The sequence below is a fragment of the Mycobacterium sp. genome (assembly GCF_036273375.1).
In the GTDB taxonomy this organism is placed as follows: domain Bacteria; phylum Actinomycetota; class Actinomycetes; order Mycobacteriales; family Mycobacteriaceae; genus Mycobacterium.
Map to the genome: position 1 here is coordinate 1 of NZ_DASUHS010000248.1, position 13,918 is coordinate 13,918.

Below are 13,918 nucleotides of genomic sequence, written 5' to 3' on the forward strand. Positions count from 1 at the left end.
GCAGAATTTGCTGCCGGCCTTGGCCGCCCGGCGCGGACGCAGCGTCGTTCGCGCTCTGGTAAGCGGAGGACTCCTTGAGCCGAAGCCGCAAGTACAAGGCGACCAGGCCAAAAGGCAAGCCCAGCAACAGGGGAATCCGCCAGCCGTAGGTCAGCATGTCGTCGTCCGGCAGCCAGGTCTGCAATCCCGTTACCAGCAGCCCGGCAAGGACGAATCCGACCAGGTTGCCCATCGGCAAAAACCCGACCATCATGCCGCGTTTGTGGTCTGGGGCCTGCTCGACGAGATAGGTCATCGCGCCGACGTACTCGCCTCCGGTCGACAGGCCTTGAAAAATCCGTGCGACGACGAGCAGGATCGGCGCCCAGATGCCGATGGTGCTGTAGGTGGGCAGCAGGCCGGTCATGGTGGTGCTCACGGTCATCATGAGGATGGTGACCACCAGCACCCGGTGACGTCCGATCCGGTCGCCCAGCGGGCCGAAAATGAATCCGCCGAGCGGGCGCACTACGAATGCCGCCGCCAGCGTGCCGAAGGTCGCGATGAGGTGAACGCCGCTGACGCTCTTGCCGGGATAAAACACCTGGGCGATCGTGGTGGCGATATAGCCGTAGACACCGAAGTCGTACCACTCCATGAAGTTGCCGATTGCGGTGCCCATGATGGTTTGGCGCATCTGGGGATCGGCGACCCTGATGTCTTTACGTGCCCATTTCCTCCGGCGGCGTCGAGTACCCATCGACTGATGGCTTACCCGAAACATTCCCGGGACCAACCAGCGGGGTGGGGTAATCACGCGTATCGACGGGTCGACCGCGGGCCGCCGCGATGATGCGGCACGGCCGTGTGCGGATGTGGTTGCATCCGGAAAATGCCAGCCAGGCGCCCGTCGCTGGCGCCGCCGACGACGGCGGCACGCCGCCGCCCGAGCCGGATTGGTTATCCGCGTCGGTCAGCTCGTTCGCGGGCGTGGCTCATTGGCCTTTCAGACTCCCGATGCGCAGCGAAAAATCGGCGGGTTTGGCCTGCGTCGGCTCCTCGACCTGGTCGACATAGCGCCGCGGGTCACGATCCGTGATCGACAGCCCTTCGGTGGTGGGGTGCTCGGCCATGAACTCGCTGTATTGACGCCCCAGGGCTTCTCGAAGGCCGACAGGCGCGTTGCGGCGAAAGTCCGACAGCCCTTCGCGCTCCTCCTCGCCCATGTGATCGTCGTTTGCCACCCGGGTGCGCCCGACGGCTGCCCACCACTGTTCACTGCCGGGTGGGGCGGCGTCGGCGTCGCGCACGCCGTCGCGGATGTCATTGTGATCGCCGATCGCGTCGAGGGTCTCGCCTTCGGCGTTGTCACCCCCACGTTTGAGCAGCTGAGGGTAGAAGATCTTTTCTTCGATGTAGGCGTGCACGTCCAGCTTGTCGGCGAGCGGACGCCATACTCGTTCGAGCGCGGCCTGGTCCTCGGGGCGCTGCGCCTGCAGATCGTCCAGTCGCGCGAACTGTTCCCGAAACCACTCATGGTCGGCAAGGATCAACATGGTGATGTCTGCCATCGGACAGTCCCGCCTCCCTGAATGCCGGCCAGCCGGCCTTACCCGGTTTACCAGCTGAGGTAACAACTCGGCGCGCGATCCGTCAACCGGGCGCGCCCCCTCGCTTACTGCCGTTGCTCGCATTGTTCTGCGCCGCAGACGATTTACCGGTTTGACGCTCACGTAAGTCGTCTGGTGGCGGTGCGGTGTCAACCGCACCGTCGGCTCCGCGTTCGTCGGCACTGTGGCCCTGAACAGGAACTCGCGGGGAGGGCGCCGTTAGCCGGGCGGATACACTGGGGCATCAGTCAGGCGATCAGCTTCGATCGCACCGAATCAAATAAGAATCAGTCAGAGGTTGTGCCTTGTCCGAAAAACCCGGCGATGCCGTCAGCTTGGAACCGCATTTCGAGGACGTACAAGCGCACTACGACCTGTCCGATGAGTTCTTCGCGCTCTTCCTAGACCCGACGCGGACCTATAGCTGCGCCTATTTCGAGCGCGAGGACATGTCCCTGGAAGAGGCGCAATACGCCAAGGTCGACCTTTCACTCGGCAAGCTCGGCCTGCAGCCCGGCATGACTCTGCTCGACATCGGGTGTGGCTGGGGCACCACCATCGTCCGCGGCCTGGAGAACTACGACGTCAACGTCGTCGGCCTCACGCTCAGCCGCAACCAGCACGCACACGTGCAGCGCCGTCTTGACAGCCATCCTTCGACGCGGTCCAAGCGGGTGCTGCTGCAGGGCTGGGAGCAGTTCGACGAGAAGGTCGACCGGATCGTGTCCATCGGCGCCTTCGAGCACTTCGGCCGCGACCGGTACGACGAATTCTTCAAGAGGGCCTATGAGGCGCTACCGGCCGACGGCGTGATGATGTTGCACACCATCATCAGGCCCAGCGACGAGGAGTTCGCCGAGCGTAGGCTGCCCATCACCATGAGCAAGCTGCGCTTCATGAAGTTCATCATGGACGAGATCTTCCCGGGCGGAGACCTGCCGCAGGCCAAGGGCGTCGTGGCGCCTGCCGAGCGCGCGGGGTTCGGTGTGAAGCTGATCCAGCCGCTGCGCCCGCACTACGCTCGCACCCTCGACACCTGGTCGGCCACGCTCGAGGCGCGCCGGGACGAGGCCATCGCAATTCAGTCCGAAGAGGTCTACGACCGGTACATGAAGTACCTGACGGGATGCGCCGATCTGTTCCGTGAGGGCTACACCGACGTCGCGCAGTTCACCCTGACCAAGGGCTGACGGCGACTCCACGCCCCGGCCGATCGGGCTTTCCGATTGGCCGCAGTGCGGTTTGCGGGTCCACTTCCGCGGGTAATTTCACGGCAACAACCTGATCGGTGGGCGCCGGTGTTCTTTCGGTGTACCGCCGCTGGAAGGACTGACCGTGAACGCCAAACACCGCATGCCCCACTCACTGAAGCACAGACCTACGGCGACCCCCCATGGTCATCGGCCTGGGCTGTCCGGAGCTGCGAAGGTATGCGACATCGTCTCCGCTTCGCTGTTGTGTGCCGCCTGCTTGACGGCGCTGGTGCTCAACGGAGCCCAGCCCGAGAAGCGCGCTGTTGCCGCCAATCTCGAGCCGCCGGCGATCTCGCAGCCGGTGAGTCAGGAAGGGACCGTGGTGGCCGCCTCGGCAGACTCGGTGACCATGCGCGGCGCCGACGGGCATATCCAGACCTACCGCTTCACTCCGAACACCACCGTTGTCACCCGTGATGCGCGTCAACCCATCACCGCCGCACCGCATTTCACGGTCAATGACAAGGTCGTCGTGGTCGGGACGATTGAGGGTGGAACGGCGCTGGCTACGGCGGTGGCCTACCGCGGTGCAGGGCATGGCGAGGCTCCACCGATGGATTACCTTGGCGGCCAAGCAGTTCCGTCAGGCGCCGCCTGAGTTCAACCTCGGAATTCGCGTTTCGTCGCGGTCATTTGTGTCAACCGGACGTGCTCGCCTGCCGCGATGTTGTCGCGGCCTAGTCTGGTAGCGATCCGGACGTAGGAGGCGCCATGAGCGAGCACGAAGCGAAGATGATCATCTTGTCGACCGACGACCTGGATGAGTCGATCCGGTTCTACAGCGAGACCTTAAGCATGCCACTGAAGTTTCGCGATGGCGCGCACTTCGCGGCCCTCGATGCGGGCCCGGTCACGCTGGCGCTGGCGACTGCGGTCGACCATCCCATCCCCGGGCAGGTCGTGGTTGGCATCAAGACCAGCGACGTCGATGCCGCGGCGAGGGCTGTCGAGGCCAGCGGCGGCGGAATCGTGAAGGCGCCTTATGACGACGCCCACGAAAGGCGCGCCGTGGTCTATGACAATAAGGGCAACGGCTTGGTGTTCTACAAGCCGTTGGTCCGATAGCAGCCCGCTTTCCGAGAGAGCCCGTGCGCGTTTACTTTCCGGTGCGCTCCCGGTGTTTGCAGCCCGGCCAGCAGCAAGGCCGGCGCTTGCCCTCTTCCAACTCCTCCTGGGTCCGGCGAATGCGGCGCTCTCGGGTCGCCTGCTGCTTGGCATCCTCGACCCAACAGATGAACTCGTTTCGGGCCAGCGGCGTGATGTCCTTCCAGGCGGCAAGCGCGGTGGCATTGCCGATGAGCGACCCGCGCAGATCCGCCGGCAACTTGTGCACGACGCCGCCGGGCACGCGCTGGTCGCTCATCGGCCCACCAAATGCGCGCTGTCATCGTGTAATTCGTCGCGGCGCAAAGTCATCGGGGTGAGAGCCGGAACATCGCCTCCCGCCACCACGGCGCGGGTGATCGGTGTGAGTGCCTGGAATAGCGTCTCCACCTCGTCGTCGGTGAGCGCGTCGAGCGCGGACAGGGCCAGCGTGTCGGTCGTCAATTCGATGTGGTCCTTCAATGCCCGTCCAGCCGCGGTCAGTGTTCCGTCGTCGTCGAGCAACCCCCGCTCGGCAAGCGTTTGTTCGTGTTGACGCCAGGATGTCTCGTCGTAGTCACGGGTGCGGGCGATGTAGTCGCGAGAGACGTTGCCCGTGGCGGCGTGTAAGACGTTGGATTCTCGGCCGGAGATGCCGGCCGCGGCCAGCACCGCCACGTGCGCGTCGCCACGCTGTTCGCGCAGCAGCGTGGTGGCGTGCCACAGGGCGGACAGCGGATCGTCCGGCCAGGGCAGCGCCAAATTCGCGGCGAACAGCGGACGTGCATCGAGCGGCGCGTGGCGGGCTGCCCTGCCCGCCAGTTCGGCTGCAACACGGATGTTTTCGTCTGAGCCCAGGCCATAGCGGCGTAGCGCCGCCACCGCGGACTCCTGCCGAGCCCGCAGCGCGGCCTGCGGACCCGCGATCTCCCATGCCGCCGGCAGTGCCTTGGCGACCCGTTCGGGTGCGAAGTTGTAGAAGACCGCGGTGACCATCTCCCGGGGCGCCGCACCCAACGGTGCCGAGCGCGCCGCGAAATAGCCCATCCAGAAACCCCGGTAGCCCAGTGCGTCCAACGCGGCCCGTGCCTCCGGTGCGAAATACGTCACCGCGTGCACCGGTTCGTAGCGATCGAAAAAACGTCGGGCAAGCACCGGTTGTCGTCGCATGTTCGCAGTTAACCACTGGCGCTAGCCACGACCAAGCACGGACCCGCGGCAGGAAAGCAGCGCCTCAGCTTAGGCTCGAGTAGTGACCATCCCCTATGACCAGCCATTGCGTGAGCGGATTCGGAACAATCTGGCGGGCCACAACCGCCGCGTGGTAACCGATCCGACGAAGCGGCACGCGGCTGTCGCGGTGGTGCTGGTCGATTCGGAGGTGGGGGAGGACCGGGTCGATCCGGTATCGGTGGACGAGTGGAATGCCGGACGTCCGATGCCCGCGGCCCATTTGGACGGCCGCATGGTCGACGTGTCCGGCGGCGCTGCATTTTTGCTGTGCCGCAGGGCATCTCGTCTCAGCTCGCACGCGGCACAGTGGGCACTACCGGGCGGCCGCCTCGATCCCGGCGAGACAGCTGTCGACGCGGCGCTGCGGGAACTGCGTGAGGAGGTCGGCATCGAGCTGTCCGATTCGACCGTGCTGGGTTTGCTCGACGACTACCCCACCCGATCCGGATACGTGATCACCCCGGTAGTGGTGTGGGGAGGAGGACGGCTGGAGCTTCGCCCCACGCCCGACGAGGTCGTGGCCGTTTACCGCGTGGGACTACACCAACTCCAACGTGACGACTCGCCACGGTTCATCACCATCCCGGAAAGCCCACGACCGGTCGTGCAGATCCCGCTGGGAAACGACCTCATCCACGCGCCGACCGGCGCCGTACTGCTGCAGCTGCGTTGGCTGTGTCTGGACGGGCGAGCCGACCCGGTCGACCAGTTGGAACAGCCGGTTTTTGCGTGGAAGTAGCTCGCGCACAACGCCTCCTGCCGGGGAAGCCCGTCGGGTTTCATCGCTGATCTCAGCTTCGACCCGGCGCACCGAACAGCACGTTCGCCAATTCGACCAGCGATGTGCCCGAGACGTCGAAGGCTCCGGTGGGTTCGAGATACGGTTCCCGGCCGGGTCCGTACTCCTGCGGGCGCGCGACGAAACCGGTGGCCAGGCCGCTATTCTGGGCCGCATCGAGGTCGGTGGGGTGTGCCGCCACCAGCATTACTTCACCGGGTTCCAGACCCAGCAGACGTGCGGGAGTATGGTACGCGCGCGGATCGGGCTTGTAAGCCTTGCCGACATCGGAACCGAGCACCACATCCCACGGGAGGCCGGCGTGCTTCGCCATATCGACCAGTAGTCCGGTATTGCCGTTGGACAGCGGCCCGACAATAACGTGCCGCTTCATGGCCGCGATGCCGTCGACGCTATCGGGCCACGGCGGCAGCCAGCGCCACGACCGGGCGAGTGCCTCCACCTCGTCGCTGGGCAGCACGTCGGCAGCGATACCGAACTTCTCGAACGATGCGGACAGGTTTTCTTTATGCAGAACGTCCAGCGACACGAATTCGCGACGGCCCGAAAGAACCTCGGACATCGACGGCAGGTACCGGCTGCGCCATTCCAGCGCGAACGCCCCGGGGTCGACGCTGAGGCGGTGGTGCTGCGCGAAATCACGCACCGAGGCGGCGATCCCGGAACGCCAGTCGACGACCGTTCCAAAGGTATCGAACAAAACGGCACGTACTGCCCGGCCGGTCGAGGGCGAGCGGTATTCGGTCATTCCTCAGGCTAACGTCGCGCTCGGCCTTCGATCGGCTGATGCGCACCACATTCTTCACCGCGGTCCGCGAATGTTGAACCGTTTCCGGCGCTCACCGGCGGGTAGCAGCCCCGCGTCGTGAACGCTCGGTGCGCGCAGCGCCGTCCGACAGCCGACGTTCGACGATGCTCAGCGCGCGTTCGGCCCATCGAATGTTCTCCTCTTCGAACGAGATTCCGCGCATCAACGTCAGGTAGGGGCCAACTCGTTCGGACTTGACCAGGTATTCGTCTTCGCTGCGCCCGTCCAGCATTCGCGTCCGCAGCCGTTCGTAGCGTTGCACTTTGGCGCTCGCCCAATCCAGTCGTTCTCGAATCAATCGGCGGACCGCCTCGATGTCTCCGGCGTCGGAGGCTTGGACCTTGACCAGCAATTCGTCGCGGATGACCGACGGCTTCGGCGCCTGTGCCGTGAATTGCCGGATCGCGTCACGGCCGGCCTCGGTCAGCGAGAACATGCGCTTGTTGGGCCGGCGTTCTTGCTGGACGATTCGGGCCTGGATGAGGCGTTGCTCAGCCAGCCGGTCGAGTTCGCGATACAGCTGCTGCGGGCTGGCCGGCCAGAAGTTGGCGACCGAGGCGTCGAAGTCCTTGGCCAGGTCGTATCCGGACGATTCGCCCTCGAGGAGAGCGGCCAAGACCGCGTCACGCAGCGACATCGGTCGATGCTACAACAATGCGATTATGCAATAAAGTGATCAGTCACACTCTAGACAACCGGCTGCAGGCGCCCTAGCGTCAAACCCACCTACTCAACTAGTTGACTACGTGAGGTCGCGATGCACCCGTTCCGTAAAGCCGTCGAAGAGCGCGACGACAAGGGCATCCAGGCGATGTTGGCCGACAGCGTGGTCTTCACCAGCCCGGTGGCGTTCAAGCCCTATGTCGGCAAGCCGATCACCGCCGCCATCCTGCGCGGTGTGTTGCGAATCTTCGAAGACTTCCGCTACATCCGCGAGATCCACGACCCCGGCGGTCGAGATCACGCCTTCGTGTTCGAGACCGGGATAGCCGGGGTGCCGGGGGTGAAGATCACCGGCTGCGACTTCCTGCACTTCGACGACGCGGGTCTCGTCGACGACTTCATGGTGATGGTGCGTCCCCTGTCCGGCGCGACGGCACTGTCCGAGGCGATGGGCGCCCAGTTCGATCGCATAAAACAGGAGGCGCTCGAATTGGCCAATCAATCCGGTACCGCGTAGAAGTAATGACCATGCGGATTGGACTGAGCATCAATTATGCGGGCGGCTTCAAGGACGTGGCCGCCGAGGTGGCCGACCTGGAACGCGCCGGGTTGGACATTGTCTTTGTCCCCGAGGCGTATTCGTTCGATGCGGTGAGCGCGCTGGGCTATCTGGCCGCGAGCACCGAACGAGTCGAGCTGGCCTCCGGCATTCTGCAGCTCTACACCCGAACGCCCACCCTGACCGCGATGACCGCGGCCGGCCTGGACTACGTCTCCGACGGCCGGTTCACCCTCGGCCTGGGCGCCTCCGGCCCACAGGTCATCGAGGGCTTCCATGGTGTTCCCTACGATGCCCCGATCGGCCGCACCCGCGAGGTCATCGACATCTGCCGCCAGGTGTGGCGGCGCGAGACCGTGCAACACCAGGGCAAGCACTACACGATCCCGCTACCCGCCGATCAGGGCACCGGCCTCGGTAAGCCGCTCAAGCTGATCAATACTCCTGTCCGCGAGCGCATTCCGATACTGGTGGCCGCGCTGGGGCCCAAGAATGTCGAACTGGCGGCGGAGATCGCCGAGGGCTGGCAACCGATCTTCTATCTGCCCGAAAAGGCGCACGACGTGTGGGGGGATGCACTGGCCGCGGGCCGGGCCAAGCGCGATCCCGACTTGGGTGAGCTCGACATATATGCCGGACCCGTGCTGGCCATCGGCGAAAACGTCGAGCCGCTAAGGGAATTCGTCAAGCCGCACCTGGCGCTCTACATCGGCGGGATGGGCGCCAAGGGTAAGAACTTCTACCACACCCTGGCCACCAAATACGGCTACGGCCCCCAGGCCGACCGGATTCAAGAGCTCTACCTTGCCGGTGACAAAGACGGCGCCGCCAAGGTCGTGCCCGACGATCTGGTGCGAGACGTCAACCTGATCGGTACCCGCGAGTTCGTCAAGGAACGTTTGGCGGCGTTCGGTGAGGCAGGGGTGACCACGCTCAACGTGGCACCCATCGCATCCACGACGGGTGAGCGGATCAAACTGATCGAGACGCTGCGCGAACTCGTTTGATCGCCAACGCGGCCCCGCACGAATCAATCTTGCCGGTGACTATCCCGTCGTAACCGCACCGCTCTGGTGACCGCGGCTGCTGAGGCCAGCACCGCCATTACAGAAAGAATCACCACTGAGGCCGCGGACCCGACGGTGGTCAGGACCAGCGGAAGCGCAAAGCCGACGTATGTGATGACATAGAACACTCCGGTCAGAGCGCCGCGCAGGTGCGGCGGCGCGGCGGCCTCCACGTCGATCAATCCTTCGCGCAGGCACAGGCCCGACGCGCAGCCGAGGACAACCAAGAGCGGTAAGCCCAACGCCGGCGTCAGCGTGGGCGGCGCGATCGCGGCTATCGCGTAGCCGAGCGCGGCCAGCACCGCACCGGCGGTACCGGCCTGCGGCCCCCACCGGAGCGCACGGGCCAGTACCTGAACGACGCCGCTGACACCGTTGACGATCAGGGTGGCCGTGCCCGCCGCCATCGGAGCCGCGAGCGCGGTGTGTAGCCGGGTGGGGATGGTGACGAATCCCAATGTCGCCGAGGCATATACCCACGGTGCAAGCGGCACGGCCCAGCTCAAGGCCCGGCTGAATCCCGGCGCCGCCGGTGCGGCCGGTGCCGCCTGTCCCGAGTCGTAGTCCGTCGCCGATTCGGTCACTTCGGTGTGTCGGGCCGCGCCGACGACGGCGAACGTTGCCAGCACGACAATGGCGGCGGCGACACCGAACGACACCCGGATGCCCGATCGTCCGGACCACACAATGAACCCCCCGACGAATGGGCCGAGGGCGAAACCCGCCGTCAGTACCACTCCGGCGGTCGCGGCACCGACGGGGCCCCTCAGGTCTGATGCCCATGCGGTGCACGAGCTGATGGCAAGGCCCACACCGATCCCGACGATCAGGCGACCCAGCAGCAGTGCGCCCGTGTGCTGGGACAGCAGCATCACGGCCGTACCCGCCAGTGCGGCCACCGAACCCGTCAGCGCCACTGGCCGGCGCCCGAGCGCGTCCGACGCGCGTCCGCCGACGAGCAACCCGGGCAGCAGCCCCAACGCGTAGATGCCGAAGATCCCGTCGAGCGTGGCCGTGCTGAGGTGCTCACTGTCACTGATCACCGGCATCAACCCGACGAAGTGATTAGCGACCCATCCCGTGGCCAGCAGCAGCGCCAACACGCTGACAAACAGCGCCCGGGTCCCCGCCGGCTCGCACCCCGACCGGGCCCTGCCGTCGTGGCCGGTGCGCACATTCGACGAGGTCACGGAGCTCCTCCCCTCCCAAATCCAAGGTGCGTGCGCGGCCGACAGACGATGGTAGAACGCGATGTCACCCGGGCAGTTATTCCCGCCGGGGGCGATCGCACCGCTGCGTCGCCGCGACATCATTGATTCGGCGCCCGCCTGCAAACACGGCAATCACCGGTTCGGAGCTTCTTCGGGGTTTGAAATCAGGCGATTTGGTGTACTGATACCACTACTCGCACCCAGGAAGGCAAATGATGAAGTACATTGCGGCAGCCACGATCGCGATCTCCGTCTTGCTGTCCAGCGCGTGTTCGGCCTCACAGGTCATCAACACCGGCGGCGACACGAAGTGCAAAGATTTCACCTCACAGGACGAGAAGAAGCAGAACGACGAAGTCAGCAAAATGCTCAAAGACAAGAGCGGAGCCGAGCCGAGCAATGTGGAGATCTCCGCAACGCGGCTCTCGGCGATGACGTACTGCCAGACACTCGGTAAGCCCGACACCAAGATCTCTGAGGCGCCGCACGGCTGACGGCGGCTGCCGGCGGCGCGCAGCCGGTTCCCGATCGGGACCGGCGGTACGCAATCACGAACTGCATAGCGGAATTTCACACCGGCGTAACGGTCGCCACTACGGCGCGACTGCGAGCGTGAATCGGCAGCCGGTCTGAGGTCATCCGAGCGAGCCAGGAGACCCGGATCATGCGGAGGCGCGGGTAGTGCGTGTCAGCAGACACGCGGCGGTCAGCAACTGCCAGGCGGTGATCGAGTACACGCTTCCGCGTTCCCATGCGCCGTCGGGCAGCAGGACCGTCTTCGCCGTCGCCGAATTGACCATCAGCATAGTAATGGATGAAAAACCAAGGGCTGCAACAACTGTGGAAATAAAGCGATACCAGCGCCAGTCGGCAAGTGCCCCGATGGCATCGGGTCCGGTCAAGATGGCGGCGTTGCCCCCGACAATCGCCAGCACAGCGCCGGCGACGTGCACCCTGCCGCTGTGCACCGTCCCGATCACGATGTTGCCGACCGCATTCCCCGCGACGATGCCCAAAAACACGCGGGCCCTTCGGTTGTCGGGCACACCCACAATCAGCGACGCTCCGAGCAGGAACAGGATGCCCTGCAGGTAGAACGCCGCATGCATCAAGTAGGCCCGTGGTGAGTAGACCGCCCGTCCGCGAACAAGCCTGCCGCTGGGTAGGCCGAGATCGCTGATGTAGTTGCGCGCATAGTTGTAAGCGGGCTCGAAGCCGGCGGCGGCGACCGCCTCGAGGACCAGGTAACTAATGGCCGCCACGCCCAAGAGGGCTGCTCCACGTGTGCTGGCCACGTTGGCCGCTCCTCCCTGGCGGGGCCGGAAGACGGACCGGTTGCTCCGTCTTTGCCGCCATGCTTCCACGTGGGGCCGGCTTACCCGCACAATAACGCGATGCGTGCAGTGCGGGAGATCCGGAAAATCGCGGCGTACCCGTCGCGCGCCGCTGCGGGCGTGCGTCGATGTCTGTTGACTGCCGCGCTGTTGGTCGCGCTCGCGGGATGCGGCGGAGCGGCGCACAACCGCGGCGCATCGTCGGCGGGCGGCGAGTTCGCGGGTCCGATCGACATCGGCAACGGCCGGCACCTGTATCTCGAATGCCACGGAAAGGGCGGTCCCACGGTCATTTTGGAGTCCGGCTATCACAACTCGTCGGATCCGTGGATTCAGGCCGACGCCACTGCGCCGGCAACGGGTCCGGCCGTGCTGCCGTCCCTCGCCGCAGACCAGCGCGTCTGCGCCTACGACCGGCCCGGCACCCTGCGCTATCCCGATCCACCCAGCATCACCGACCGCAGTTCGCCGGTGGCGATGCCACGGAGCGCGCAAGACGTTGTCCAGGATCTGCATGCGCTACTCACCGCCGCCCGGCTTCCGGGCCCGTACGTCCTGGTCGGGCACTCGCTGGGCGGACTGTTCATTCGGCTGTATGCCCAGACCTATCCCGATCAGGTGCGGGCGCTGGCGTTCGTCGATGCCTTCCCGGTCGAAATACCGGGCCTGATGGGATCGGCCTGGCCGACCTATCGCCAGGCGTTGGACCAGCCGTTGCCCCAGTTCGCGGATTCGCCGTCGTTTGAGGAAATCGACATCGACACGAGCGTCGCCCAGGTTGGCGCGGCGCCCGCTTTGCCGCCCATTCCCACCGTCGTGCTGACCAGGACCGAACCGTTTGCGGTCCCCGGCGCCGTCTCGCCCGAGCAGAGTGAAAAACTCGAGCAGGCGTGGCGAGAGGCCTCGGCGGATCTGATTGCGCTGCGACCGCAGACACCGCACCTGATCGCGACCGGCAGCGACCACTTCATTCAGATCCACCAGCCCGACTTGGTCGTGGCCGGCGTACGTCTTGCGATGCATAGGTCGGAACCGAACCGCTGACCCGCCGGTCACCGTCTCCGACGGACCGCGTGCCAGCTCCCTTTAGAAGAACGTCCCGGCATGCGGTGCTTCAGGCACCGCGAACAGTTCATCGGCCACGTCCAGCGCCGCCGGATCGTCAGCCCGGGCCAGCCGGGCCGCGGCAAGATTGCGCCAGCTGGTGCCGCCGAGCAGCGCGGCACCAAGCCCCTCGATCCCGACCAGGATTTCGGCGCGCCGGGTTGTCGGTTCGGCGCCGGCAGCGGTGATCGTGAAGCGCGCTGTATTCCTGGGCAGCAGTGGGTCATTCACTGCGATCGTGACGGCCCCGCCGCCAAGGTAGGTTCGCGCCGTCAGCGCACGCTCCGCATCGATGACCCGCAGCCACGTTTCGTCGTACACCGCGGTGACCTTCGCCGCCCGGCGATCGACGAACAGCCAGGGTAGCGCGTCGTCGATGGGTAACATCCAAAATATCACCCGGTGAACAAGATCCAGGCCGAGCAGGAAACGCAGCAGCCCAAGATAGGCGTCGGCGGTCGGGGCGAAGAAATCCTCGACCACGACGCTGCGCTGGTCGCTGACGAACCAATTCTCGGTGTCGATTGGCCGGTAGCGGGCGAAACCCGACTCGGCGCCCGGTTCGCCATGCGCGGCGACATACCAAGCTCCCGACGAAGATTCGGTACGACGCCGTGCGCTCTCCCACCACACCCCGGGGCGGCCGATCGTCCCGGGACGGGATGGGCGATTGACGTCATAGACGCGGGGCAAAATCTCCCAGACTTCGGCGGCGCCGAGCAACCGCACCGGACCACCCAAGCCGACCTCGGGGCGAAACGCCGCGCGCGCGCTCGTAATCTCCACGCTTTGGGCATAACTCGCCACCCCGTAGCCGTACCGCTCATAGATGGTCGCCTCCGACGCCCGCAGCGATGCGACCACCTCACCACGCGCCGCGATGTCGTGGAGCTGATGACGGATCAATTCGGTGGCGACGCCCCGTCGGGTGAACGACGGCAACACTCCGATATGGGTCACGGCGGCGTGGCTCACGGCGGCTCCGCCGGGGAGGGTCAGCGTGCTCGTCGCGGCATCCGCGGTGCCGACGAGCTGTCCGTCGATGAAAGCGCCGGCGGTGCGCCCCGGGTCGAGCAGCTTGGTGATCTGGCCGGGCGGCAGGTTCGGCATGGGCGGCAGGCCCACCATCGCGGTGCGAAACAATCGAGCCGCGGCGACGAGGTCGTCCTCGGTGTCGAGAGTCCGGATCTCAGTGGTCATTCGGCCATCATGTCC

The 13,918-nt window shown here is 65.5% G+C and carries 17 protein-coding genes; 8 read left to right on the forward strand and 9 right to left on the reverse strand.

What is annotated here, in order from left to right; translation table 11 throughout:
- Together VFW69_RS21675 and VFW69_RS21680 are read right to left on the reverse strand one after the other, a co-directional pair.
- A partial coding sequence (locus VFW69_RS21675) for an MFS transporter (RefSeq protein ID WP_526504579.1) occupies positions 1-676 on the reverse strand: 676 nt, incomplete at its 3' end.
- 298 nt (positions 677-974) lie between these two features.
- Positions 975-1,550, reverse strand: a complete 576-nt coding sequence (locus VFW69_RS21680; protein WP_526504436.1) for a hemerythrin domain-containing protein — start codon at positions 1,548-1,550, stop codon at positions 975-977.
- Positions 1,551-1,894: 344 nt separating this feature from the next.
- Between VFW69_RS21680 and VFW69_RS21685 the strand changes: the two genes are divergently transcribed.
- The 3 genes from VFW69_RS21685 (at position 1,895) to VFW69_RS21695 (ending at position 3,907) form a co-directional block, all read left to right on the forward strand.
- Positions 1,895-2,779: a cyclopropane mycolic acid synthase family methyltransferase gene (locus VFW69_RS21685; protein ID WP_526504438.1), complete on the forward strand. Its 885-nt coding sequence runs from the start codon at positions 1,895-1,897 to the stop codon at positions 2,777-2,779.
- A 145-nt stretch (positions 2,780-2,924) separates the two neighbouring features.
- Entirely contained in the window at positions 2,925-3,440 is a 516-nt protein-coding gene (locus VFW69_RS21690) for a hypothetical protein (RefSeq protein ID WP_526504440.1), read from the forward strand.
- Positions 3,441-3,553: 113 nt separating this feature from the next.
- Positions 3,554-3,907 (forward strand): VOC family protein, encoded by a 354-nt coding sequence (locus VFW69_RS21695; RefSeq protein WP_526504442.1) that lies wholly within the window; start codon positions 3,554-3,556, stop codon positions 3,905-3,907.
- A gap of 31 nt (positions 3,908-3,938) precedes the next feature.
- Here VFW69_RS21695 and VFW69_RS21700 read toward each other — a convergent pair whose 3' ends face one another.
- The gene (locus VFW69_RS21700; RefSeq protein WP_526504444.1) at positions 3,939-4,205 is read right to left on the reverse strand and encodes a YdeI/OmpD-associated family protein; all 267 of its coding nucleotides are present in this window, start codon (positions 4,203-4,205) and stop codon (positions 3,939-3,941) included.
- A complete protein-coding gene (locus tag VFW69_RS21705) occupies positions 4,202-5,095 on the reverse strand; it encodes an SCO6745 family protein (protein ID WP_526504446.1) in 894 nt (297 codons plus the stop codon). The genes VFW69_RS21700 and VFW69_RS21705 overlap by 4 nt, the downstream gene beginning before the upstream one ends.
- Before the next feature lie 82 nt (positions 5,096-5,177).
- On the opposite strand from VFW69_RS21705, the gene VFW69_RS21710 reads away from it, so the two are divergent.
- Positions 5,178-5,897 (forward strand): NUDIX hydrolase, encoded by a 720-nt coding sequence (locus VFW69_RS21710; protein ID WP_526504448.1) that lies wholly within the window; start codon positions 5,178-5,180, stop codon positions 5,895-5,897.
- 52 nt (positions 5,898-5,949) lie between these two features.
- Here the strand turns inward: VFW69_RS21710 and VFW69_RS21715 are convergent, their stop codons facing one another.
- Together VFW69_RS21715 and VFW69_RS21720 are read right to left on the reverse strand one after the other, a co-directional pair.
- Entirely contained in the window at positions 5,950-6,705 is a 756-nt protein-coding gene (locus VFW69_RS21715; RefSeq protein WP_526504450.1) for a haloacid dehalogenase type II, read from the reverse strand.
- Positions 6,706-6,796: 91 nt separating this feature from the next.
- The gene (locus VFW69_RS21720; protein ID WP_526504452.1) at positions 6,797-7,402 is read right to left on the reverse strand and encodes a PadR family transcriptional regulator; all 606 of its coding nucleotides are present in this window, start codon (positions 7,400-7,402) and stop codon (positions 6,797-6,799) included.
- A gap of 120 nt (positions 7,403-7,522) precedes the next feature.
- Between VFW69_RS21720 and VFW69_RS21725 the strand changes: the two genes are divergently transcribed.
- Positions 7,523-7,945 carry a nuclear transport factor 2 family protein gene (locus VFW69_RS21725; protein WP_526504454.1) on the forward strand — a complete coding sequence of 141 codons (423 nt, stop codon included), beginning with the start codon at positions 7,523-7,525 and terminating at the stop codon, positions 7,943-7,945.
- An 11-nt stretch (positions 7,946-7,956) separates the two neighbouring features.
- Positions 7,957-8,994: an LLM class F420-dependent oxidoreductase gene (locus tag VFW69_RS21730; RefSeq protein ID WP_526504456.1), complete on the forward strand. Its 1,038-nt coding sequence runs from the start codon at positions 7,957-7,959 to the stop codon at positions 8,992-8,994.
- A gap of 23 nt (positions 8,995-9,017) precedes the next feature.
- On the opposite strand, the gene VFW69_RS21735 is transcribed toward VFW69_RS21730, so the two are convergent.
- Positions 9,018-10,244, reverse strand: a complete 1,227-nt coding sequence (locus VFW69_RS21735; protein WP_526504458.1) for an MFS transporter — start codon at positions 10,242-10,244, stop codon at positions 9,018-9,020.
- A 233-nt stretch (positions 10,245-10,477) separates the two neighbouring features.
- Here VFW69_RS21735 and VFW69_RS21740 point away from each other — a divergent pair, with 233 nt between their 5' ends.
- Positions 10,478-10,759 (forward strand): hypothetical protein, encoded by a 282-nt coding sequence (locus VFW69_RS21740; protein WP_526504460.1) that lies wholly within the window; start codon positions 10,478-10,480, stop codon positions 10,757-10,759.
- Positions 10,760-10,927: 168 nt separating this feature from the next.
- Here VFW69_RS21740 and VFW69_RS21745 read toward each other — a convergent pair whose 3' ends face one another.
- Entirely contained in the window at positions 10,928-11,527 is a 600-nt protein-coding gene (locus tag VFW69_RS21745) for a DUF998 domain-containing protein (RefSeq protein ID WP_526504581.1), read from the reverse strand.
- A gap of 132 nt (positions 11,528-11,659) precedes the next feature.
- On the opposite strand from VFW69_RS21745, the gene VFW69_RS21750 reads away from it, so the two are divergent.
- Entirely contained in the window at positions 11,660-12,643 is a 984-nt protein-coding gene (locus VFW69_RS21750; RefSeq protein ID WP_526504462.1) for an alpha/beta fold hydrolase, read from the forward strand.
- 42 nt (positions 12,644-12,685) lie between these two features.
- Here VFW69_RS21750 and VFW69_RS21755 read toward each other — a convergent pair whose 3' ends face one another.
- Positions 12,686-13,903: a GNAT family N-acetyltransferase gene (locus VFW69_RS21755; RefSeq protein ID WP_526504464.1), complete on the reverse strand. Its 1,218-nt coding sequence runs from the start codon at positions 13,901-13,903 to the stop codon at positions 12,686-12,688.
- Between the last annotated feature and the right edge of the window lie 15 nt (positions 13,904-13,918).